We start from the raw sequence: 21,753 nt of genomic DNA on the forward strand, positions 1-21,753 counted from the left end.
TGAGCCCTTATTTTTTCTAGCTTTGGGACTTACTAAAGCTGGTCAGCTTACTTGACAAAATGGCTTGTCAAGCCCTAAACTGGAGCACTGTGGTAAAAAGTGGTTTTTAGTGGATCACTCTGGATAAAAATAAACAAAAGTTGAATAAAACAATTTTAAAGTAGGTTTTTTATGTTTCGTGGCGCGAGTTCACTGAGTTTGGATGATAAGGGGCGTTTTGCGGTACCGACTAAGTACCGAGAATCTCTATTGTCTGAAGATCAGGGAACGGTTATTTGTACCGTCGCATTAAATGAGCCGTGTTTATGGTTGTATCCGCTGGCTGAGTGGCTAGAAATAGAAAGCCGTTTAGCTAAAATCTCCAATATGAACCCACGAGCCCGTCGAATGCAGCGTATGTTGCTCGGGAATGCTACTGAATATCAACTTGATAAAAATGGTCGAATTTTGCTTGCGCCGTCACTGAGGGCTCATGCATCACTTGGCAAAAAAATCATGCTAGTTGGTTTGATGAATAAATTTGAAATTTGGGATGAGGCGCGTTGGCACGAGCAAATGCAGCAAGATACTGAGCTTGAAAGGCTTGGCGATTTTGAACCTAACCAAGATTTAGATAATTTTACACTCTAACAGCACAAAAAAAGGCAAATAATAGCTAATGACAGCGCAATTTGAACACGTATCCGTATTAATGGACGAAACCATCGATGCCCTCGCAATTAAGCCAGACGGTATATACATGGATGGTACGTTTGGACGTGGCGGCCACTCTGGACAAATTTTAGCACGCCTAGGTGATGAAGGTCGCCTGCAAGCAATTGACCAAGATCCACAAGCGATACAATCAGCCGAAAAATTTGCTGATGATCCACGTTTTGCGATTGCACATACTCGTTTTTCAAATTTATACGAAGTAGCAGAGCAGAACGATCTAATTGGTAAAGTGGATGGCATTTTATTAGACATTGGTGTCTCGTCGCCACAACTGGATGACGCTGCGCGTGGTTTTAGTTTTATGAAAGATGGGCCACTTGATATGCGTATGGACCCAACAACAGGTCGCAGTGCTGCACAGTGGTTAGCAGAAGCCGAGTTAGATGATATTACCCACGTAATTAAAAAACTGGGCGAAGAAAAGTTTGGTAAACGCATTGCACACAAAGTACTCGAAGTTCGTGAGCACACGCCAATCACAACAACCAAGCAACTTGCTGACCTTGTTGATGAAGCAGTACCTGTAAAAGATAAGTTTAAGCACCCTGCAACACGTACTTTTCAGGCGATTCGTATTTATATCAATAGCGAGCTTGAAGAGATTCAAACAGCGCTACAGTCTGCAGTTAAAGTGCTAAAGCCAGGCGGACGTTTAGTGGTGATTTCGTTTCACTCACTAGAGGATCGTATTGTAAAACAGTTTATTAGAAAACAGAGTAGGGGAGAAGTGTTACCCAGAGGTCTGCCTTTAACTGATGCACAAATAAATAAAAACCTGACGTTAAAAGCAGTGGGTAAGGCTATTAAGCCAAGTACTGTTGAAGTAGAACGTAATCCACGTTCTCGTAGTTCTGTACTTAGGATTGCACAGAGGTTGGGATGAGTAAAAAAGCGAGCTATCGTCAACCCAATTTATTCTTTGAAATATTAAAAGGCCTAGGTGCTAACAAGCTAACCTCGGCCTTGTTGGTTGTGATATTCGCTTCTAGTTTAGCTGTTGTGCAAACAACACATTTAGCTCGTGGGCAACTTATAAAGCAAGATCAATTATTACAAGAACGTGATGAACTCGATTTAGAGTGGCGCTACTTACTTGTTGAAGAAGAATTTTATTCGCAACATGCACGCATTGAAGAAGTTGCTATATCACAATTAAAAATGAAACGACCTACGAGTCAAGATGAGCAGGTAATAATAGTACAATGAGAAATAGAGGCAAAAAACCAGTCACTAATTTAATCACATGGCGCTTTATGCTGGTGTGTACAGTTGTGTTTATGGTGTTTGTAACACTCGTATCTCGCGCTGCTTATTTACAAGTGATAGAACCTGATAAAGCACGTTCAGAAAGTGATAAACGTACGGTACGTGTTGAAAAACTGCATGTGCAACGCGGAATGATTTTTGACCGCAATGGTAAAGAATTAGCGGTAAGTGTGCCTGTGGTAAGTGTGTATGCTGATCCTAAAGCATTACATAAATCGCTTGTATCTAAAGTAATCAAACAAGCCCGCAAAAGCGGCGAAGATCACTTATCTTTAACTGAAAACACTGTTGAGCTTGATAAGCGTACTGCACTTTATTATAAAAACGATTTACGTTGGCGCGAGCTTGCAGATGTGCTGCGTATTGATCCTAAAAAGATTAATTCTCGACTTTTAAACGATCCTTCGCGTCGCTTTGTGTATTTAAAGCGCCAAGTTACTCCTGCTGTAGCAAATTATATTGGTGATTTACGCCTCCCTGGTATCCATTTACTAGATGAATCTAAACGCTACTACCCTGCAGGTGAAGTTACCGCGCATGTAATTGGCTTTACCAATATCGATGGCAAAGGCATTGAAGGTATTGAAAAGCTATACGAAAACGCTTTAACGGGCGAGGAAGGCCGCCGTACCATTCGTAAAGACGCACAAGGGCGTGAGGTAGAAGTACTTGACGAACGTGAACGTGTAGAGCCAGAAAGTATAGAATTAAGTATTGATCAACGAATTCAAGCCATTGCGTACAAGGCCGTAAAATCAGCTGTACTGACTTATAAAGCCACATCGGGATCGGCTATGGTAGTTGATGTTAAAACCGGTGAAGTACTGGCAATGGTAAACAGTCCTTCATTTAATCCAAATAATTTAAGCGATGCAGCCCCTCATAAACGTCGTAATCGTGCAATTACCGATTTGTTTGAACCTGGCTCAACTGTTAAGCCTCTAGCCATTTTGGCTGGGCTAGACTATGGCGCCATTAAGGCAGATGACACAATTGATACCTATCCAGGGTGGATGCGTTTAGGTGGTAGTTTAGTGAGAGATACCCGTAATCACGGCGAACTAACATTGCGTGAAATACTAAAGTACTCCTCAAACATGGGAGTTGCGAAGGTTACTCAGTTAGTGCCTAAAGATTACCTCGTTGGCTTATACCAAAAAGTAGGGTTTGGCAGTGACACTGGAACAGGCATGGTAGGCGAAAGCAGCGGTTTGTTTTATCCAAATCGTCGTTGGTCTGACTTTGAAATTGCCACTTTATCATTTGGTTATGCAATTTCGGTAAGCACTGCGCAAATGGCGCGCTTTTATACCATGTTAGGCGCTGGTGGAGTTAACCGACCTCTGACTATTTTAAAGCAAGACAATATACCTGAAGGCGAACGTATTTTTAAACAAAAAGACGTAGAAGCCGTAGTGCACATGATGGAAAGTGTATTTGAAAAAGACGGTACTGCTCGCAACATAAAAGTTGATGGGTATCGTGCAGCTGGTAAAACAGGTACATCTAAAAAAGCCGTAGCAGGTGGTTATGGTGATGAATATGTAGGTTATTTTGCAGGTGTAGCGCCGGCAAGTAATCCTCGTTTAGCCGTGGTAGTTATGATTAATGAACCAGGTGGTGATGTGTACTATGGAGGTGCCACCGCTGGCCCTGCATTTGCAGAAATCATCTCTAACGCATTAAGAATATTAAACGTAGCGCCTGACAAGGAAGAGGTTGCGTACGTACAAGGTAAAGATAACGATGCGTGATTTAAAGGATATTTTAAAATACATCGAAATAGATGCGCCCTCGCAACTGGTAAAACATTTACGCCTTGATAGCCGTGAAGTAACGCCAGGTGATGTATTTGTTGCTATTAAAGGCCATGCACTTGATGGCGGTCAATTTATTAATAAAGCAATTGAAAATGGCGCAACAGCTATTATTGCTGACAGATTATGTGAATTTGAAACAAGTTTTGAGCCACTATATTTAGTTTCGGAGCTTGATAAAAAGCTTCCAGAATTAGCAAGTCGCTTTTATAGCCAGCCAAGTCAGGCTCTTGATTTAATTGGCGTGACAGGTACAAACGGTAAATCGACAACCACAGCAATGATTGCCCACTTGGCGCAATTTTGCAGTACTGATTCGGCTATTATAGGGACTTTAGGTTACGGCCACCCTGATAATTTAATTCCACTGATTAACACCACGCCTTCTGCGGTTGATTTACAGCATATTTTGAGTGATTTAAATTCGCAGCATAAAAAGCTAGTAGCCATGGAAGTATCATCTCATGGGTTAGTGCAGCAACGTGTTGCTAAATGCGCATTTAAAGCTGCTGTGTTTACTAATCTTTCGCGCGATCACTTAGATTACCATGGTGATATGGCAAGTTACGGTGATGCGAAACTAATGCTTTTCCGTGATTTTGAGCCGCAAGTTGTAGTGCTTAATCAAGATGATTCTCAAGCTGAGCAATGGCTTGAAAAGTATGATTTTAATAACCTAATTTGTTATGGCCGCAAAAACTTAGCCCCTAAGAATGCTCAGTACGTTTATTTTTCTGATGTTGAATATTCAAGTGAAGGTATTTCGGCGCAGTTATCGACTAGTTGGGGTGTTATGTCGATTAAATCGCCTCTGTTTGGCGAATTTAATTTATATAACTTAACGGCCGCGATCGCTACATTACTAGGGCTTGGTTATCCGCTTGAGCAATTAGTTTCAGGTTGTGCGCAGTTACAGCCAGTAGCTGGGCGAATGCAAGCATTTAGCCAAGCAGGCATGCCGACGTGTGTTGTTGATTACGCACATACACCCGATGCACTTGCACTTGCATTACAAGCATTACAGCTGCATGTGCCAGGTGGTGTAAGTTGTGTATTTGGTTGCGGTGGCGACAGAGATAAAGGTAAGCGTGCATTGATGGCGCAAGCTGCAGAGCAAAACGCTAATAAAGTTATTATTACCAGTGATAACCCTCGCTCAGAAAACCCTGATGACATTATTGCAGATGTAGCAGGCGGTTTAACCCATCCTCAAAATGCACATTTAGAGGCTGATAGAGCAACTGCAATTCGTTTTGCTATAGAAAATGCTACAGCTGATGACGTTATTTTGATTGCAGGTAAAGGCCACGAAGATTATCAAATTATAGGCGATAAGCGAATCGACTTTTGCGATCGCCGGTATGTACAAGAACAACTAAAAAAAGCAGTAAGAGGGATAACACAATGATCCCAATGGATTTTGATTGGTTAGCTAATGTGCTAACAACCGATTATCAAGGTGATAATCAACACGTGCTTAATATAAATACTGATACTCGTACAGTGTGCGATGGCGAGGTGTTTTTAGCACTGAAAGGGCCAAATTTTGATGGGCATAAATTTATAGCTGAGGCTAAACAAAAAGGCGCTATTGGCGTTATTGTTCAGCACAAAGTTGATGTAGATATTCCACAATTTATAGTAAGCGATACACGTATTGCACTAGGTGTAATTGGCACCGCTGTTATGGCCCAGGTGGCGCCTAAAACAATTGCAATTACAGGGAGTGTAGGCAAAACCACCGTAAAAGAAATGTGTGCGGCAATTTTGTCGGTTCACGGTGATGTATTAGCTACTAAAGGTAATTTTAATAACGATATTGGCGTCCCACTTACGTTATTGCGCTTAGAGCCTCAACATCGCTTTGCAGTAATTGAACTAGGTGCAAATCACTTAGGTGAAATTGCTTACACCACTGCAATGACAAAACCAGATGTAGCCGTTGTATGTAATGTTGCAGCAGCCCACTTAGAAGGTTTTGGTAGTTTAATGGGCGTCGCAAAAGCTAAAGGTGAGATTTTTGATGGCCTTAAAGATGATGGCGTTGCGATTGTTAACTGCGATAGTGAATTTAGCCAATATTGGTTAGATAAGCTTGAAGGGCGTAATGTTAAACGTTTTTCTACAACTGAAAAACTAGATATTTGGGCAGAGAACATCACGCTTGATGCCAATGCGCGTGCAAGCTTTACGCTTTGCACTAAAAACAAGCAAGTACCTGTTACTTTGGCACTTCCGGGTAAGCACAATATTAGTAATGCACTTATCGCTGCTGCACTGACCAGTGAATTTAACGTAACCCATGAAGAAATAGCCAATGCACTTGCCACAATGGCTGATGTAAAAGGGCGCGTTAATTTAATTGAAGTGTCTGATTTACTCACCGTGGTTGATGATACCTATAATGCCAATGTTAAGTCGGTAAAGGCTGCGATTGACTTGTTAAGTGATATGCAAGGTCACCGCATTTTAGCACTCGGAGATATGGGTGAGCTAGGTGAAGATGCACGTAAGTACCATCAAGAAGTTGGCGAGTATGCACTTGAGCAAGGTATTGATGAGTTATTTACATTAGGTGTATTAAGTAAATACGCAAGTGATGTGTTTGAACTACCTAATCGCCACTTTTCGAGCCGCGAACAGATGCAGCAAAAAATTCAAGAAAGTATTAATAAAGTGAATACTAAAACAACAATAGTAGTGAAAGGATCGCGCAGTTCTCGCATGGAATTATTAGTAACCGATTTAGTTAATGGCCAGCAACAAGCCATCAATGGAGTATCATAATGTTAGTTTGGCTGGCAGAGTATTTAACACAGTATTTTAGTGGTTTTCATGTTTTTTCGTATTTAACGCTACGTGCCATTTTAGGTATTTTAACTGCGTTAATTATGTCTCTTTATTTAGGGCCTAAGTTAATTCGTGGTTTGCAACGTATGCAAATAGGCCAAACAGTTCGAGACGATGGTCCGCAATCGCATTTGTCTAAGTCGGGTACGCCGACTATGGGTGGCTTACTTATTTTAGCCGCTATTTTTACCAGCACGTTACTTTGGGCCGATTTATCAAATAAATACGTATGGGCAACACTGTTTGTAATTGGCTCTTTAGGTATTGTTGGCTTTGTTGATGATTACCGTAAAGTTATTCGTAAAGATCCAAAAGGCTTAATTGCTAAGTGGAAGTACTTTTGGCAGTCGGTAATTGCATTAGTTGTAGCTACTGCTTTGTACTTTACCAGTGCACAAGCATCTGAAACATCACTTGTTGTTCCATTTTTTAAAGACGTGTTACCGCAATTAGGTTTGTTTTATATCGTGCTTACGTATTTTGCCATAGTAGGTACATCAAACGCGGTAAATCTGACCGATGGTTTAGATGGCTTGGCGATTGTGCCAATTATTTTAGTGGCTTCAGCGCTGGCAATTATTGCTTACTTAACAGGTAATATTAACTTTTCGGCTTACTTACATATTCCACATTTACCGCTGGCGAGTGAGCTTGTGGTTGTATGTACTGCCATTGTGGGCGCAGGGCTTGGCTTTTTATGGTTTAACACTTACCCAGCACAAGTATTTATGGGCGATGTTGGCTCATTAGCACTTGGTGGCGCATTAGGTATTATTGCTGTTTTAGTACGCCAAGAGTTACTGCTTATTATTATGGGCGGTGTATTTGTAATGGAAGCACTATCGGTGATATTACAAGTGGGGTCGTATAAATTACGCGGACAACGCATTTTTAGAATGGCGCCAATTCATCATCATTATGAATTAAAAGGTTGGCCAGAACCTCGCGTTATTGTGCGCTTTTGGATTATTTCTGTTGTGCTAGTGCTTGCTGGCTTAGCTACTTTAAAGATTCGATAAATGCAGTATTTAAACGAGATAAAAAACAAACAAATAACAGTGCTCGGACTCGGTGTAACCGGTCTGGGCATTGTGCGTTTTCTATTATCTCATGGCCTAACACCAAAGGTCGTTGATAGCCGAGTAACCCCGCCGGGGATTGATTGGTTAAAAGAGCACGCGCCAACTCTAGATACCCACTTCGGTAATTTGGATGACGCAGAGCTTTGTTCAAGCGATATGATTATTATAAGCCCTGGGCTTAGCTTAAAAATACCAGCTGTTGCAAATGCAATTAACGCAGGTGTTGAAGTGATTGGCGACGTTGAGTTATTTGCACGTATTAATTCAAAACCTGTTGTTGCAGTAACGGGCTCTAACGGTAAATCAACCGTGGTTACGCTCGCTTATGAAGTGTTAAAAGAAGCCGGCTATAAAGTTGCTTTGGGTGGGAATATTGGCACAGCGGTACTTGATTTACTCAATGATGATTTTGATGTGTATGTGCTTGAGTTATCGAGTTTTCAGCTAGATACCACAACGAGTTTAAAACCAGTAAGTGCAACGGTATTAAATGTGTCTGAAGATCATCTTGACCGCTACGACAGTTACCAAGCTTATATAGACTCAAAGCTTAGTATTTATAATATCGCAGAGCTTATTGTTGTCAATGCAGACGATAGTCAAACACATCCAGTTGAGCGCGGTTCTACCCCCCTAATCAGCTTTGGTGCTCAACAAGGTGATTACCATTTAGCGCAACATAATGGCGAAACTCACTTTATGGTTAAAGGCGATGCCTTTTTACCTGTTGATACACTTGCGGTAGTGGGTAAGCACAATTATTTAAATACGCTTGCAGTAATGGCGCTCTTAAGTCCGTTTGAAGTAAGCAAAGAGCAATATAAAAATGCGTTAGGTCAATTTAATGGGTTGGCTCATCGCTGCCAATTTGTAGCTGAGCTTAACGGTGTAAAGTATTTTAACGATTCAAAGGCAACTAATGTTGGAGCGACCATTGCTGCAATAGATAGTTTAGCTAGTGACGGTGAAAATCTGATTGTTATTGCTGGTGGCGATGCCAAAGGCGCTGATTTAAATGCGCTTAAACCTTACATAGAACAGCATGTAAAAGCATTAATTTGTTTTGGTAAAGATGCAAGTGACTTAGCTGCGATTACCAATAAGAGTTATTTAACTAACAATATGGAAGAAGCCGTTACTTTGGCCAAAGTACTTAGTAGTACAGGCAATATTGTTTTATTAGCACCCGCATGTGCCAGTATTGATATGTATAACAACTATATGCAACGCGGTGATGACTTTGTTCAGTGTGTAATGGCAGGGGCGTTATGATTGCTTTTGCCGATATAAGAGACGCATTAACACCTAAGCCTTCGGCGCAGTTATACGATGTACCGCTATTGTACTGCGTAATAATGCTAATTGGTGTTGGTTTTATCATGGTGACCAGCGCATCAATGCCTACCGCAGAGCGGTTATTTGATGACCCGTACCATATTACCATTCGCCACAGCATGTTTTTGGCAATGGCGTTTGTACTTTTTTGGATAAGCGTTTGTGTGCCAATGGAGTGGTGGAAACGATCAAACCCTTATCTATTAATACTAGGTATGGTGCTATTAATAGCGGTATTGATTATTGGGCGTGAAGTAAACGGCGCTAAACGATGGATACCTATTGGACCTGTTGGTTTTCAGGTGGCTGAGGCCGCTAAGTTGTACTTTTTTAGTTATATTGCGGGTTATTTGGTAAGAAAACGCGAAGAAGTACAAGAAAATATTAAAGGCTTTGCAAAGCCAATTGCTGTATTTGCAGTGTATGCACTGCTTATTCTGCTGCAGCCAGATTTAGGCACAGTGGTTGTTATGTTTGTAACAACGGTTGGTTTATTGTTTTTAGCTGGTGCTAAGTTATGGCAGTTTTTTGTACTTATTTTAACGGGCGTTGGTCTGGTTGTATTACTTATTATTGTTGAACCATATCGTATGGCACGTGTTGTTGGCTTTTTAGACCCTTGGGATGATCCTTTTGGCAAGGGTTATCAATTGGTGCAATCGCTAATGGCATATAGCCAAGGTGGTTGGTTTGGCCAAGGCTTAGGTAACAGTGTACAAAAGCTACAATATTTACCTGAAGCACATAACGATTTTATTTTTGCCGTTATAGGTGAAGAACTTGGCTTAATAGGCGTTGTGAGTATTTTAACGGTATTAGCTACTTTAGTATTTAGGGCCTTATTAATAGGTCAACAAGCGCTTAAGTGCGGCAAGGAATACGAAGGCTACTTTTCATTTGCCATTGGTATTTGGTTTGCATTTCAAACCATGGTGAATGTAGGTGCGAGCGCAGGTATTTTACCGACGAAGGGTTTAACCCTGCCGTTTATTTCTTATGGTGGCTCAAGCTTATTAATTATGACGATTGCCACGGGTATTTTATTACGCGTAGATTTTGAAACCAAAATGGCAACCAAACAAGCCACCTCACGCGGAGGTAAGCGATGAGTAAAAAATTAGTAGTAGTTGCTGGTGGAACTGGCGGACACATTTTTCCCGGTATTGCAGTGGCCGATTATTTAAAACAGCAGGGCTGGCAAGTTAGCTGGATCGGCACACCAGATCGAATGGAAGCGAGCGTTGTACCTAAGCACAATATAGATATTGATTTTATTAACGTTAAAGGTGTTCGTGGTAACGGATTAAAGCGTCTTATTAAAGCCCCATTCATGGTAATTAATGCAGTATTGCAGGCGCGTAAGGTATTGAAAGAACAGCGTCCTGATGTAGTACTTGCAATGGGCGGTTATGTTACGGGTCCAACGGGAATTGCCGCAAAAAGTTTAGGTATCCCGCTGGTTATTCACGAGCAAAACGCTGTAGCGGGTATGAGCAATAAACTGCTAGCTAAGGTGGCTACACGAGTATTAGCTGCATTTCCAAGTGCTTTTGCACAGGGTCAAGCCGAGCTAGTAGGTAACCCAGTTCGCCAAAGCGTTATGAATATAGCCAAACGCGATGTATCAAGCCCTGTCAATATTTTAGTAGTGGGCGGCTCGCTTGGTGCACAAGTGCTTAATCAAACATTACCAGAAGCATTTAAAGTACTAAATAATACAGCTCCAATAAGTATATGGCATCAAACAGGTAAGGGTCATTTAACTACCGTAGAAGCCGCTTATAAAATGCATGCCTTTACAGGCAGTAATACAAAAATAGCTGAATTTATTGATGATATGGACGCAGCGTATAGCTGGGCTGACATTGTTGTTTGCCGTGCTGGTGCGTTAACTGTTAGCGAAATTGCAGCGGCAGGTAAAATGGCCGTTTTTGTTCCGTTTCCACATGCTGTGGATGACCATCAAACAGCTAACGCACAATATTTAGTGATGGCTAATGGCGCATTATTAATGCCACAAGGGCAGTTTAATAAACAATCAATTGTTGAACTATTAAGCCCGTATTTAGCCCAACCTTCATTAATTACTGAAATGGCTACAAATGCAAAAAAACAAGCCATTTTAGATGCCACAGCAAGCGTAGCAACGCACTGTGAGCAAGTAACAAATAAGAGAAAATAAGTGAAAGAAACGTCAGTACAAGAAAAACACACACGTCCTGCAATGCGCCGAATAGAAACCATTCACTTTATTGGTATTGGTGGAGCAGGTATGGGCGGTATTGCTGAAGTACTCGCTTTTGAAGGCTACCGTATTACAGGTTCTGACATTGCCCATAGCGCTATGACAGATCGTTTAATTAAAGCCGGTGCAGAAGTATTTATTGGCCATCATGAAAATAACGTGAAAGATGCCAATGTAGTCGTTGTTTCAAGTGCGATTGATGAAACAAATCCTGAAATTATTGCAGCTAAAGCCGCAAGAGTCCCCGTTGTGCGCCGCGCAGAAATGTTGGCTGAATTAATGCGTTTTCGCCACGGTATAGCAATTGCGGGGACGCATGGTAAAACAACGACAACAAGCTTAATTGCGAGTATTTATGGACAAGCAGGGCTTGATCCAACTTTTATTATTGGTGGCTTGTTAAATAGCGCAGGTAGTAACGCAAAAGTAGGCAAAAGTGATTTTTTAATTGCAGAAGCTGATGAAAGCGATGCGTCGTTTTTACACTTACAGCCAATGGTATCGGTGATCACAAATATTGAAGAAGATCACATGGATACTTATGGCGGCAGTCTTGAAAAAATGAAAGACACGTATGTAGATTTCATTCATAACTTGCCGTTTTATGGTTTAGCTGTTGTATGTATTGATTCTGAAGTTGCTGCTGAACTTATCCCGCGCTTTGGTCGCCCAGTTATCACGTATGGTGAATCGAAGGATGCTGATTACCGCATGAGCGACTTTAGCCAATCAGCTAATACATGCACATTTACAGTAACTAACAAACAAGGTGAGTGTTTAACTGCCACGTTGAATATGCCAGGTAGACACAACGCACTTAATGCAACCGCTGCGATTGCTGTGGCAAAAGATCAAAACATTGCGAATCATGCAATTTTAGAAGCGCTGCAGAAGTTTGAAGGTATTGGTCGTCGTTTTCAACACTATGGTGAATTTGAAAACGAGCGTGGCAATGTGATGTTAGTTGATGATTACGGGCATCATCCCTCAGAAGTTGCAGCAACAATTGCAGCAGTACGTGAAGGTTGGCCTGATAAGCGTTTAGTAATGGTATATCAACCTCATAGATTTTCTCGTACACGCGACTTATACGAAGATTTTGTAAAAGTACTTGCTGATGTAGATCAGTTGCTATTGCTTGATGTGTATAGCGCTGGTGAAGATCCAATTGTTGGTGCAGATAGCAAAAGCTTATGCCGTAGCCTTCGTCAACGTGGCAAAGAGCCGCTACATGTAGCAACAAATGCAGAGCTTGCAGGCGTTTTGGCCGCAAATTTACAAAATAATGATTTAGTATTAACCCAAGGCGCTGGTAATATAGGTCAGTTAGTTAAAACATTAGCTGCGACGGGTATGTCGATAGAAAAACTTAAGCAAGGTGAAGTATGACTCAGGTAAACACACAATTTGGTAAAGTAGCGGTACTGCTAGGTGGTAACTCAGCAGAACGTGAAGTGTCTTTACGATCGGGTCAGGCTGTTTTAAATGCGCTGCAAAATAGTGGCATTGATGCAATTGCATTTGACCCGCAAAGTCGTTCTTTGTGGGAGTTAAAAGAATTAAATGTAGAGCGCGTTTTTATTGCTTTGCATGGTCGTGGTGGCGAAGACGGAACTGTACAAGGTGCGCTTGAGTTTATGAACCTGCCTTACACGGGCAGTAATGTACTGGGTTCAGCACTTGCTATGGATAAAGTACGTTGTAAGCACTTATTTAAATCAGCGGGTTTAAGCACTGCACCTTATACCGTAGTTGACGCTAAAAAAGGCTTTGATGCTGCAGCTATTATGGGTGAGTTTAAAAAGGTAATGGTTAAGCCATCGCACGAAGGCTCAAGCATAGGTATGGCGCAAGCAAGTACAGCACAAGAACTTGAAGACGCACTAGCTAATGCATTTAAGTTTGATAATCAAGTGCTTGTAGAGCAGTGGATCACGGGACGTGAATTCACAGTTACAGTGCTTGGCGATGAAGTACAACCAGTCATCGAGATGACGACACCAAATGGTTTTTACGATTACCAAGCTAAGTATCAATCAAATACAACGCAGTATCATTGCCCTGCAGATTTATCAGAGCAAGATACTAAGTACTTACAAGCTATATCGCTAGATGCATTTGATTTAGTGGGCGCAAGTGGTTGGGGCCGTGTTGATGCGATGCAAGACGAGCAAGGTAACTTTTACCTGCTTGAAGTAAATACAGTACCTGGCATGACTGAAAAGTCGTTAGTGCCAATGGCAGCAAAAGCGAATGGGGCAACTTTTGAACAATTAGTTGTTCGCATTTTAGAGCAAACGCTTTAATATGCATCCCCTTTTAGAAAAAGCTCAGGAAATCAAACTGAAACTTAATTGGTCTCTGATTTTTGGTGTGAGCTTTTTTCTGATAGTTGTAATTGGCTTAGTGCAAATTACGACAGGTGTATCGGATTGGTTAGTTGAAAACAAAGATGCTCAAATTAAGCACCTTACAGTGCAAGGGCAGCCTAAATACACAGATGAAACGGCAATTATAAAAGCGATTAAAAAAGCCGATTTAAGTAGTTTTTTTGAACTTGATGTTAAGCATGTGCAGCAGCTAGTTCAAGACTTACCCTGGGTTGCTACCGCTTCGGTGCGTAAACAATGGCCTGATACTATACAAGTATATGTTGTTGAACATGAAGTAGTAGCACATTGGAATAGCGACTTATTGCTCAACCAAAGTGGTCAAGCATTTCAAGCCAGCAGCGATAAGTTAGATGATGACTTACCGCAGTTATACGGCCCAGAAGGCAGCGAAGAAGAAGCGTGGATTGCTTTTAAGCAATTTGATGAAATGCTAAAAGTTAACGGCTTAACGTTAACAAGTTTGGCATTGTCGGAGCGCTTTTCGTGGCAACTATGGTTAGATAACGGAATACGTTTAAATTTAGGACGTAAAGATAAAGCCAAGCGTGTACAACGTTTTATAGACGTTTATCCACGAATGGAACAACGTGCAGATGCACAAGTAGATACAATAGATTTACGGTATGATACCGGCCTTGCAGTCAGCTTTAAGCCAGTGCAAGAAGAACAATTACAAAATAAGAGTAAGGCATGACTAAGTCAGCAGAAAGAAACCTAGTAATAGGGTTAGACGTTGGCACCTCGAAAGTGGTTGCCACGGTAGGTGAAATCACCGCAGATAACAAGCTCAGCATTGTTGGTGTGGGCAGCCAAGTATCTCATGGTATGGATAAAGGCGGCGTTAACGATTTAAACTTAGTGTCTGAGTCTATTCGCCGAGCAATAGACGAAGCCGAGTTAATGGCTGATTGTCGTATTAGCTCTGTGTATTTGGGTATTTCTGGCAAGCATATACAATGTCAAAACGAAAGTGGCGTGGTGGCAATTAATAACACTGAAGTCACTGAAGAAGACATTGAAAATGTAATTCATATTGCGCGTTCTGTGCCTATTTCGGCAGAGCGTAAAATGCTGCATGCATTGCCGCAAGAATACAGTATCGACATGCAAGAGGGCATTAAAAACCCATTGGGCATGAGTGGTGTTCGTATGGAAGCGCGTGCACACATTATTACGTGCTCAAACGATATGGCAAAAAATATCGAGAAATGCGTAGAGCGCTGTGGTCTTGAAGTCGATCAACTTATCTTTACTGCATTAGCGTCATGTTATTCTGTACTAACAGATGACGAAAAAGAGCTTGGTGTTGCAGTACTTGATATTGGCGGCGGTACTATGGATATCACCATTTATATTAATGGTGCGCTTCGTCACTCTGCCGTTATACCTGTGGCTGGTAACCAAGTTACTGGTGATATTGCAAAAATATTTCGTACACCTATATCACATGCAGAGTCACTCAAAGTACAATACGCATGTGCTAGTAGTCAAATGGCTAGTAGTGAAGACACGATTGAAGTACCTAGTGTAGGCGGACGACCAGCAAGACTGATGTCGCGCCATACATTATCTGAGGTGGTAGAGCCTCGTTTTAGAGAATTATTTGAGCTTGCGATGGAAGAAATTCGTCGTTCAGGCTTAGAAGACCAAATTGCGGCAGGTCTCGTTATTACAGGCGGAACTGCTAAAATGACTGGCGCGATGGAAGTGGCAGAAGACATCTTCCAAATGCCAGTAAGGATAGGCAAACCAATCGGGATGGTTGGTTTGACAGACTACGTAGATGATCCTTCGTACGCAACCGCTGTTGGTTTGTTACAATACGGGCGTACCATGCAATCGATGAATGCACAAAAGTCGAAAGCAGAGGATAACAATAATTGGTGGAACCGCATTACTAAATGGTTCCAAGGCGAGTTTTAAGACTCAAGTCGGAGAGTAAACATGTTTGATATAATGGAACAACACAGCGAAGAAGCTGTAATAAAAGTAATCGGCGTGGGCGGTGGTGGCGGTAACGCTGTTGAGCACATGGTTAAACAACAAATAGAAGGCGTGCGTTTTATAGCCGCTAATACGGATGCGCAAGCATTACGTAACTCTGCTGCCGATATTACAGTTCAGCTAGGCACGCAAATAACCTCTGGGTTGGGTGCGGGCGCAAACCCTGAAGTAGGCCGTAAGTCGGCTGAAGAAGATGCAGATACAATTCGTGCCAGCCTTGAAGGCGCCGATATGGTATTTATTGCAGCCGGTATGGGCGGCGGTACAGGTACTGGTGCAGCACCGGTAGTTGCTAAAATTGCTAAAGAACTCGGTATTTTAACCGTTGCAGTTGTAACACGTCCTTTTGATTTTGAAGGTAAAAAACGTGCAGCAGCCGCTGAACAAGGCATTAACGAATTGTCAGAAATTGTAGATTCACTTATTACAATTCCGAACAATAAATTGCTTAAAGTTTTAGGAAAAGGGACTACACTTCTAGATGCCTTCGCTAAAGCTAATGACGTATTATTTGGTGCGGTACAAGGTATAGCAGAGCTAATTACACGTTCTGGTTTAATTAACGTGGATTTCGCCGATGTTAGAACTGTAATGTCTGCAATGGGTACTGCAATGATGGGAACGGCGTCTGCGTCAGGCCCTGATCGTGCACAAGAAGCAGCAGAAGCGGCTATCTCAAGCCCACTACTAGAAGACGTTGATTTAACAGGTGCTAAAGGTATCTTAGTTAATATCACCGCAGGTATGGACATTGCGATTGAAGAATTTGAAATTGTTGGTAATCACGTTAAAGCACTTGCGTCAGAAAACGCAACGGTTGTTGTTGGTGCGGTAATCGACCCAGAAATGACTGATGAGCTACGTGTAACGGTTGTTGCAACTGGCTTAGGCGGCGATCGTCGTCCACAGTTTGGTATCGTTGATAACGGCTTTAAAAAAGCATCAGGTTCTGATGTTGCAAGCACATCAAACCAAACGAGCAGTATGTACGTACCAAGCTTTGCAAGCCAAGATACAAACACTGAAGAAAACACTGCTAAAGCGCAAACGCAAAGCAAAGAAAAAGCGCCTACAACTAGTTCAAGCAGTGCATCAAGCTCTTCAGCACAAAACAGTAAAAAAGCGGATAAATCAGAAGGTGGTGATTATTTTGATATCCCCGCTTTTTTACGTAAGCAGGCTGATTAACATTTAATAATACTTTTGTTTGAAATATGTACAAATATTGAAAGGCAAAAGGATTTATGTTAAAATACGCCATATAACTGTAACTGATTTAAAAGTGAGCATACCTATGATTAAACAGCGTACGATTGCAGAAGTAGTCAAAGCCATAGGAATTGGACTTCATAAAGGTGAGAAGGTCACAATAACTCTCCGACCTGCGAGCGCAAATACTGGGATTGTATTTCGTCGTGTCGACCTTGATCCGGTTGTTGATTTTGAAACAACACCTGAAGCCGTTGGTGATACGCAGTTGTGTACCTGTTTAATTAACAAAGATGGTGTTCGCTTATCGACTACTGAGCATCTTATTGCAGCTGTTGCTGCAATGGGAATTGATAATCTAATTGTAGAATTAGATAGCTCAGAAGTGCCGATTATGGATGGTAGTGCATTACCATTCATATATCTGTTACAAAAAGGCGGAATTGAAGAGCAAAACGTTGCTAAACGCTTTATCCGTATTAAAGAAAAAGTACGCATTGAAGAAGGTGATAAGTGGGCTGAAGTTGAACCATATGATGGTTTTCATATCGACTTTGAGATTGCATTTAACCACCCAGCTATCAATGAAAGTCGCCAACGTATTGGGTTGGATATAACAACGCAAAGCTTTATTGAAGAAATTAGCCGTGCGCGTACTTTTGGATTTATGAAAGATATTGAATACATGCATGCAAACAACCTAGCGCTAGGTGGTAGCATGGATAGTGCTGTGGTACTTGATGAGTTCAAAGTTTTAAATCCTAACGGTTTGCGTTATAGCGACGAGTTTGTTAAGCACAAGATATTAGACTGTGTTGGTGACATGTTTATGACAGGCCATAACCTTTTAGGTAAAGTAACTGCATTTAAATCGGGTCATGATTTAAATAATAAATTACTTCGTAAAATTATGGCTACAGAGTCAGCATGGGAGTGGGCAACATTTGAAACGCCTGTGACGATGCCTGCACCCGGTCTTGAGTTAGCTCCAGCCTAAAAGCAGTAAAAGAGCAGCTCGAAAAACAGTTATAAAAAATGACGCTAATTAGCGTCATTTTTTTGCGTGAAATTTAATAGCTCTATACTTTATTATAACTCCAAAAGAGCTTGTAACTGATTTAAACTAGCTACGGTATAGGTTGGCTTTATTCCGTCGGCTAATTGCTCACCAGGGTGTTGTAACCAGCAAGTATCAATACCTGCATTGTTGCCGCCAAGTATGTCACTTGCAGCAGTATCACCCACCATAAGTATCTCGCTTTTATCTGGGTTACCCATTAGCTCAAATGTGTGCTCGAAAATCGCTTTATTCGGTTTTGCTATACCTACAAGTTCAGATATAACTAACCATTCAAACATATCTTTTAAGCCAGTATGCTCAAGGCGTACGGTTTGTAAGCGGGCAAATCCGTTAGTAATAATACCTAATCTAGCATTTGGCTTAAGTTTATTTAAAAGCTCAATAGCACCAGGTAATGGCTCGCAAATTTGCGCCATAGAATCTAAAAAAGCATCGTTTAGCTCTTTTGCTGGCACATTAAGTTTTGAAGCCCACTCATTAAAGCGTGTTACTTGTAAGTAATCTGCGCTAATAGTGCCATTTTGATAATCAACCCACAGCTGCTTATTGGTTTTTTGATAATGAATATAATCGTCTTGGCTAAAATCTACGTTGTAAGCTTTAAACATGCGAGTCATGCCCGCTAAAATATCAAACCTAAATAAGGTTTCGTCTGCATCAAACAATACATAGTTGTACTTCATTAAACTTCCTAAATTAATTTGTTTGGCCGTATAGCTCAGGGTGTAAAAAAGGCGCCATAGCTAAAGTGAGTGCTTGTGTATAGGTACTTTCGCGCGTGGCATGATTGTTGGTAAGTAGACCAATAGCGCCACCTTTTTGTTTAACGTTGGTGGTATTAAATGCTTTGTCCATTACATCGCCAAGTTCTTCACCTTTAAGTAATGCATTATAAAGTACTTGGGGTAGAGGAAGGTTGCTGCTACGCCCTACAACTTGATTTAAGGCATTATCAATAACAACATAAGCAAATGTTGCAGGCCCATAGCTAAATTGCTCTGCACCGCCCTCCATGGCTACATAATAGTCAGCCTGATGGTGAGTTTTACAGTAATTCACTCGATTTTGAGCGCCAATTCGGGTTTCGTCTTCACCAATAGGTTGATCAGGCACGCCTGAGAGAGCATTCACACCTTCACAGTCAATGATACATTCTGGAAAATACATAGTAAAAATATGTTTAGCGGCATTTATTTTTACAGGATTTTTAGAACCGACAATAATTTTTAATTGTTGTGGCATGCTGATCTCACCTTGAGCAAAATCAGCAGTGTACGTGAGTTAGCTTTAACAAAAAAGAGCTATACGACTAACTTAATATTAAATAGGTAAATCGAGTGGTGCTAGGTTTTCCAGTGCACGCTTTTTCAAAATAATATCTTTAATTAATGGGGTAAGCACAAGCTCCATAGCCAAGCCCATTTTGCCGCCTGGTACTACAAGCGTATTAATACGAGACATAAAACTGCCTTCAATCATGCGCAAATAATAAGGAAAATCAACATCTTCAATTCCCCTAAAGCGGATAACAACAAAGCTTTCATCAAGCGATGGAATGTCTTTTGCGCTAAATGGGTTTGATGTATCAACAGTAGGCACGCGTTGAAAATTAATATGGGTACGAGAAAACTGCGGGGTAATATGATTTATATAGTCATCCATACTGCGCACAATAGAGCCCATAACCGCTTCGCGAGAATGGCCTCGTTCGGATGTATCGCGTATTAATTTTTGAATCCACTCAAGGTTAATAATTGGAACCATGCCTATTAATAAATCGACATGCTTTGCTACGTCTACATCTTGATCAACTACACCACCGTGTAACCCTTCATAAAACAAAATATCAGTATTACTATCAAGGTCTTGCCAAGGAGTAAATGTACCCGGTAATTGATTGTATGGAACGGCTTCATCAAAGGTGTGTAAGTATCGGCGTAACTTACCTTGGCCTGTTTCACTATAGTTTTCAAACAACGCTTCTAAAGCACCAAAGTCATTTGCTTCTCGGCCAAAGTAACTAATGTGTTTATTTTCTTGTTGTGCTTCACGTACTTTTTTATCCATTTCAGGGCGAGTGTAACGATGAAAGCTATCTCCTTCGATAAAAGCCGCTTCAATATTAAGGCTACGGAAAATATGTTTAATTGCATTGGTTGTGGTGGTTGTACCCGCACCAGACGAACCCGTAATCGCAATAATAGGATTTTTAGCTGACATGTTAATTCTCTTTTTTAGGACCAGGTTTTATAACCAGACTAAACTTAACATTATTTTAAGCCGTTTGGGTATCTTAAGAGTTGACTGACTTAGCTCAAGTGACGTCATCAGCAAATAACGTTATCATGAGGTGCTTAAAATTAAAACGAGAGAAAGCATGAAACTTATTAAACCATTACTTGGGATATTTTCTATAGCAGCGCTTAGCCCAATTATGGCGCAGGCTAGCATGCCAAAAAGCCAAGTATTGCTTGCTGATTTAAATACGCCTTATGGGGTACAAGTTAATATAGTGAGTGATAAAAACAGTTATAACAACCAACCGCACTTAACAAGTACAGGTTTATACTTTACTCATGAGGTGACTGCAGGTGAGCAAAGCCAAACCGATATTGCTTATTACGATTTAACATCAAAAAAAGTTATTAATATCAGTAACTCTCCCGTAAGCGAATATTCACCAACGGTTATGCCAAGTGGTGATGCAGTATCAGCGATTGTTGTAGAGGCAGATGGTAAGCAAAAACTGTGGCAATACCCACTCAAAAGCGAAGATGCGCCAAGTCGTATTTTTGATTGGATTGAACCTGTTGGGTACCATGCATGGGGTGTTCAAAATGATTTAGTAATGTTTATTTTAGGAAAGCCTCACACTCTTCAATATACTTCTGTTGCACAAGCTAAGGGGAAAATAGCTGCCAGTAATATTGGCCGAACGCTTATTTATAACAACTCTACAGCTGCATTTTTATTTAGTTACACTAAAAACGAGCAACATATTTTAGCGAGTTTTAATCCACAGGATAAACAAGTTGAAGACCTACTAAGGTTACCTGCTCAAGTTCAAGATTTTATTTTGAAAGATGATGCAACTATCGCTTATGCTATTAAAAACCGCGTTTATCAGCGTAAACTTGATGGAAGTGATGAAGTATCGCAATGGCTTAATTTAAGCACCTACTGCGAAACAAATATAACAAGAATGAGTTACAACAATGAAAAACTCGCTTTTGTATGTGATATAACGCAGTAAAGCAGACAAATAAATTCAGATTTTATTGTGTGTATGCGTTAATCTAATACGCAAATTAACTAATAGGGATTACACGTGGCTTATAGTGCAGACGAGCTGACAGAACAGCTTATTAAATTACAGTGCAGAAGTAATTTTAAGATTAAAAATATTGCAGAGTACATGTTAGTAAACTCTAAAGAAGCATTTTATACCCACAGCGAAAGCGGCAAGGGTAAAATAGTAATTCGCCCAGCATTTGAGGTGTTTAGCGATGACTTTAGTGATATTGATGGCGTAACTCGTGCGCAAGGCTACTTTCATAGCAGCGAGATGACACGCTTTCCTACACGTATTTTTAAAAGTGCTCAGCCTATTCACTACGGTGTTGCGTTTAAAATAAATTCTGAGCAAGCAGCCAAAGATTTTATAGCTAAACTTACAATGATTATTGGTAATTAATAAAGCAAAAATATAAACGTAAACGTAAACATAAACGTAAAAAGCCGCCGAATTTATATTCAG

The 21,753-nt window shown here is 40.9% G+C and carries 21 protein-coding genes; 18 read left to right on the forward strand and 3 right to left on the reverse strand.

Annotated elements, in window-relative coordinates; all coding sequences use genetic code 11:
- Positions 1-171: 171 nt before the first annotated feature.
- From mraZ to lpxC, 16 genes are all read left to right on the forward strand, one after another.
- Positions 172-630, forward strand: coding sequence for a division/cell wall cluster transcriptional repressor MraZ (mraZ, locus tag GQR46_RS02895; RefSeq protein ID WP_007582904.1), 459 nt, complete (start codon positions 172-174; stop codon positions 628-630).
- Positions 631-658: 28 nt separating this feature from the next.
- The gene (gene rsmH / locus GQR46_RS02900) at positions 659-1,597 is read left to right on the forward strand and encodes a 16S rRNA (cytosine(1402)-N(4))-methyltransferase RsmH (protein WP_008167099.1); all 939 of its coding nucleotides are present in this window, start codon (positions 659-661) and stop codon (positions 1,595-1,597) included.
- Positions 1,594-1,920 (forward strand): cell division protein FtsL, encoded by a 327-nt coding sequence (gene ftsL, locus GQR46_RS02905; protein ID WP_007582915.1) that lies wholly within the window; start codon positions 1,594-1,596, stop codon positions 1,918-1,920. Before rsmH ends, ftsL begins: the two co-directional genes overlap by 4 nt.
- Entirely contained in the window at positions 1,917-3,734 is a 1,818-nt protein-coding gene (locus GQR46_RS02910) for a penicillin-binding transpeptidase domain-containing protein (RefSeq protein WP_165739818.1), read from the forward strand. Before ftsL ends, GQR46_RS02910 begins: the two co-directional genes overlap by 4 nt.
- Positions 3,727-5,205: a UDP-N-acetylmuramoyl-L-alanyl-D-glutamate--2,6-diaminopimelate ligase gene (gene murE, locus GQR46_RS02915; RefSeq protein ID WP_165739820.1), complete on the forward strand. Its 1,479-nt coding sequence runs from the start codon at positions 3,727-3,729 to the stop codon at positions 5,203-5,205. The genes GQR46_RS02910 and murE overlap by 8 nt, the downstream gene beginning before the upstream one ends.
- Entirely contained in the window at positions 5,202-6,584 is a 1,383-nt protein-coding gene (gene murF, locus GQR46_RS02920) for a UDP-N-acetylmuramoyl-tripeptide--D-alanyl-D-alanine ligase (protein WP_165739822.1), read from the forward strand. The genes murE and murF overlap by 4 nt, the downstream gene beginning before the upstream one ends.
- Positions 6,584-7,666, forward strand: coding sequence for a phospho-N-acetylmuramoyl-pentapeptide-transferase (gene mraY / locus GQR46_RS02925; RefSeq protein WP_007582922.1), 1,083 nt, complete (start codon positions 6,584-6,586; stop codon positions 7,664-7,666). Before murF ends, mraY begins: the two co-directional genes overlap by 1 nt.
- Complete coding sequence (murD, locus tag GQR46_RS02930; RefSeq protein ID WP_165739824.1) at positions 7,667-9,001, forward strand: UDP-N-acetylmuramoyl-L-alanine--D-glutamate ligase; 1,335 nt, start codon at positions 7,667-7,669, stop codon at positions 8,999-9,001.
- Positions 8,998-10,173, forward strand: a complete 1,176-nt coding sequence (gene ftsW / locus GQR46_RS02935) for a cell division protein FtsW (protein ID WP_007582927.1) — start codon at positions 8,998-9,000, stop codon at positions 10,171-10,173. The genes murD and ftsW overlap by 4 nt, the downstream gene beginning before the upstream one ends.
- Positions 10,170-11,246, forward strand: coding sequence for an undecaprenyldiphospho-muramoylpentapeptide beta-N-acetylglucosaminyltransferase (murG, locus tag GQR46_RS02940; RefSeq protein WP_165727678.1), 1,077 nt, complete (start codon positions 10,170-10,172; stop codon positions 11,244-11,246). The genes ftsW and murG overlap by 4 nt, the downstream gene beginning before the upstream one ends.
- Complete coding sequence (murC, locus tag GQR46_RS02945) at positions 11,247-12,698, forward strand: UDP-N-acetylmuramate--L-alanine ligase (protein ID WP_002957994.1); 1,452 nt, start codon at positions 11,247-11,249, stop codon at positions 12,696-12,698.
- Positions 12,695-13,615 carry a D-alanine--D-alanine ligase gene (locus GQR46_RS02950; protein WP_024592944.1) on the forward strand — a complete coding sequence of 307 codons (921 nt, stop codon included), beginning with the start codon at positions 12,695-12,697 and terminating at the stop codon, positions 13,613-13,615. The genes murC and GQR46_RS02950 overlap by 4 nt, the downstream gene beginning before the upstream one ends.
- A gap of 1 nt (position 13,616) precedes the next feature.
- Complete coding sequence (locus GQR46_RS02955) at positions 13,617-14,396, forward strand: cell division protein FtsQ/DivIB (RefSeq protein WP_007582934.1); 780 nt, start codon at positions 13,617-13,619, stop codon at positions 14,394-14,396.
- Positions 14,393-15,625: a cell division protein FtsA gene (gene ftsA, locus GQR46_RS02960; protein WP_165727677.1), complete on the forward strand. Its 1,233-nt coding sequence runs from the start codon at positions 14,393-14,395 to the stop codon at positions 15,623-15,625. The genes GQR46_RS02955 and ftsA overlap by 4 nt, the downstream gene beginning before the upstream one ends.
- A gap of 21 nt (positions 15,626-15,646) precedes the next feature.
- Positions 15,647-16,894, forward strand: coding sequence for a cell division protein FtsZ (ftsZ, locus tag GQR46_RS02965; RefSeq protein WP_007582938.1), 1,248 nt, complete (start codon positions 15,647-15,649; stop codon positions 16,892-16,894).
- A gap of 106 nt (positions 16,895-17,000) precedes the next feature.
- A complete protein-coding gene (lpxC, locus tag GQR46_RS02970; RefSeq protein ID WP_007582940.1) occupies positions 17,001-17,912 on the forward strand; it encodes a UDP-3-O-acyl-N-acetylglucosamine deacetylase in 912 nt (303 codons plus the stop codon).
- A 92-nt stretch (positions 17,913-18,004) separates the two neighbouring features.
- Here lpxC and yjjG read toward each other — a convergent pair whose 3' ends face one another.
- The 3 genes from yjjG to GQR46_RS02985 form a co-directional block, all read right to left on the reverse strand.
- Complete coding sequence (yjjG, locus tag GQR46_RS02975; protein WP_010554302.1) at positions 18,005-18,679, reverse strand: pyrimidine 5'-nucleotidase; 675 nt, start codon at positions 18,677-18,679, stop codon at positions 18,005-18,007.
- 13 nt (positions 18,680-18,692) lie between these two features.
- Positions 18,693-19,238, reverse strand: a complete 546-nt coding sequence (gene yjjX / locus GQR46_RS02980) for an inosine/xanthosine triphosphatase (protein ID WP_165739827.1) — start codon at positions 19,236-19,238, stop codon at positions 18,693-18,695.
- A 78-nt stretch (positions 19,239-19,316) separates the two neighbouring features.
- Positions 19,317-20,216 carry a phosphoribulokinase gene (locus GQR46_RS02985; protein ID WP_165739829.1) on the reverse strand — a complete coding sequence of 300 codons (900 nt, stop codon included), beginning with the start codon at positions 20,214-20,216 and terminating at the stop codon, positions 19,317-19,319.
- A 157-nt stretch (positions 20,217-20,373) separates the two neighbouring features.
- Between GQR46_RS02985 and GQR46_RS02990 the strand changes: the two genes are divergently transcribed.
- Together GQR46_RS02990 and GQR46_RS02995 are read left to right on the forward strand one after the other, a co-directional pair.
- A complete protein-coding gene (locus GQR46_RS02990) occupies positions 20,374-21,249 on the forward strand; it encodes a hypothetical protein (protein ID WP_165739831.1) in 876 nt (291 codons plus the stop codon).
- A 75-nt stretch (positions 21,250-21,324) separates the two neighbouring features.
- Entirely contained in the window at positions 21,325-21,690 is a 366-nt protein-coding gene (locus GQR46_RS02995; protein ID WP_007579906.1) for a hypothetical protein, read from the forward strand.
- The last annotated feature ends 63 nt before the right edge of the window (positions 21,691-21,753 follow it).

The sequence above is a fragment of the Pseudoalteromonas sp. Z1A6 genome (assembly GCF_011378745.1).
Lineage (GTDB): Bacteria > Pseudomonadota > Gammaproteobacteria > Enterobacterales > Alteromonadaceae > Pseudoalteromonas > Pseudoalteromonas arctica.

What these genes read in the sequence shown, in the direction of transcription:
- ftsA (WP_165727677.1), top strand. Translation starts at nt 14,393, where the DNA reads ATGACTAAGTCAGCAGAAAGAAACCTAGTAATAGGGTTAGACGTTGGC.
- ftsW (WP_007582927.1), top strand. Translation starts at nt 8,998, where the DNA reads ATGATTGCTTTTGCCGATATAAGAGACGCATTAACACCTAAGCCTTCG.
- murF (WP_165739822.1), top strand. Translation starts at nt 5,202, where the DNA reads ATGATCCCAATGGATTTTGATTGGTTAGCTAATGTGCTAACAACCGAT.
- GQR46_RS02990 (WP_165739831.1), top strand. Translation starts at nt 20,374, where the DNA reads ATGAAACTTATTAAACCATTACTTGGGATATTTTCTATAGCAGCGCTT.
- ftsZ (WP_007582938.1), top strand. Translation starts at nt 15,647, where the DNA reads ATGTTTGATATAATGGAACAACACAGCGAAGAAGCTGTAATAAAAGTA.
- mraY (WP_007582922.1), top strand. Translation starts at nt 6,584, where the DNA reads ATGTTAGTTTGGCTGGCAGAGTATTTAACACAGTATTTTAGTGGTTTT.
- rsmH (WP_008167099.1), top strand. Translation starts at nt 659, where the DNA reads ATGACAGCGCAATTTGAACACGTATCCGTATTAATGGACGAAACCATC.
- murG (WP_165727678.1), top strand. Translation starts at nt 10,170, where the DNA reads ATGAGTAAAAAATTAGTAGTAGTTGCTGGTGGAACTGGCGGACACATT.
- mraZ (WP_007582904.1), top strand. Translation starts at nt 172, where the DNA reads ATGTTTCGTGGCGCGAGTTCACTGAGTTTGGATGATAAGGGGCGTTTT.
- murE (WP_165739820.1), top strand. Translation starts at nt 3,727, where the DNA reads ATGCGTGATTTAAAGGATATTTTAAAATACATCGAAATAGATGCGCCC.
- GQR46_RS02950 (WP_024592944.1), top strand. Translation starts at nt 12,695, where the DNA reads ATGACTCAGGTAAACACACAATTTGGTAAAGTAGCGGTACTGCTAGGT.
- yjjX (WP_165739827.1), bottom strand. Translation starts at nt 19,238, where the DNA reads ATGCCACAACAATTAAAAATTATTGTCGGTTCTAAAAATCCTGTAAAA.
- murD (WP_165739824.1), top strand. Translation starts at nt 7,667, where the DNA reads ATGCAGTATTTAAACGAGATAAAAAACAAACAAATAACAGTGCTCGGA.
- GQR46_RS02910 (WP_165739818.1), top strand. Translation starts at nt 1,917, where the DNA reads ATGAGAAATAGAGGCAAAAAACCAGTCACTAATTTAATCACATGGCGC.
- ftsL (WP_007582915.1), top strand. Translation starts at nt 1,594, where the DNA reads ATGAGTAAAAAAGCGAGCTATCGTCAACCCAATTTATTCTTTGAAATA.
- GQR46_RS02985 (WP_165739829.1), bottom strand. Translation starts at nt 20,216, where the DNA reads ATGTCAGCTAAAAATCCTATTATTGCGATTACGGGTTCGTCTGGTGCG.
- yjjG (WP_010554302.1), bottom strand. Translation starts at nt 18,679, where the DNA reads ATGAAGTACAACTATGTATTGTTTGATGCAGACGAAACCTTATTTAGG.
- GQR46_RS02955 (WP_007582934.1), top strand. Translation starts at nt 13,617, where the DNA reads ATGCATCCCCTTTTAGAAAAAGCTCAGGAAATCAAACTGAAACTTAAT.
- lpxC (WP_007582940.1), top strand. Translation starts at nt 17,001, where the DNA reads ATGATTAAACAGCGTACGATTGCAGAAGTAGTCAAAGCCATAGGAATT.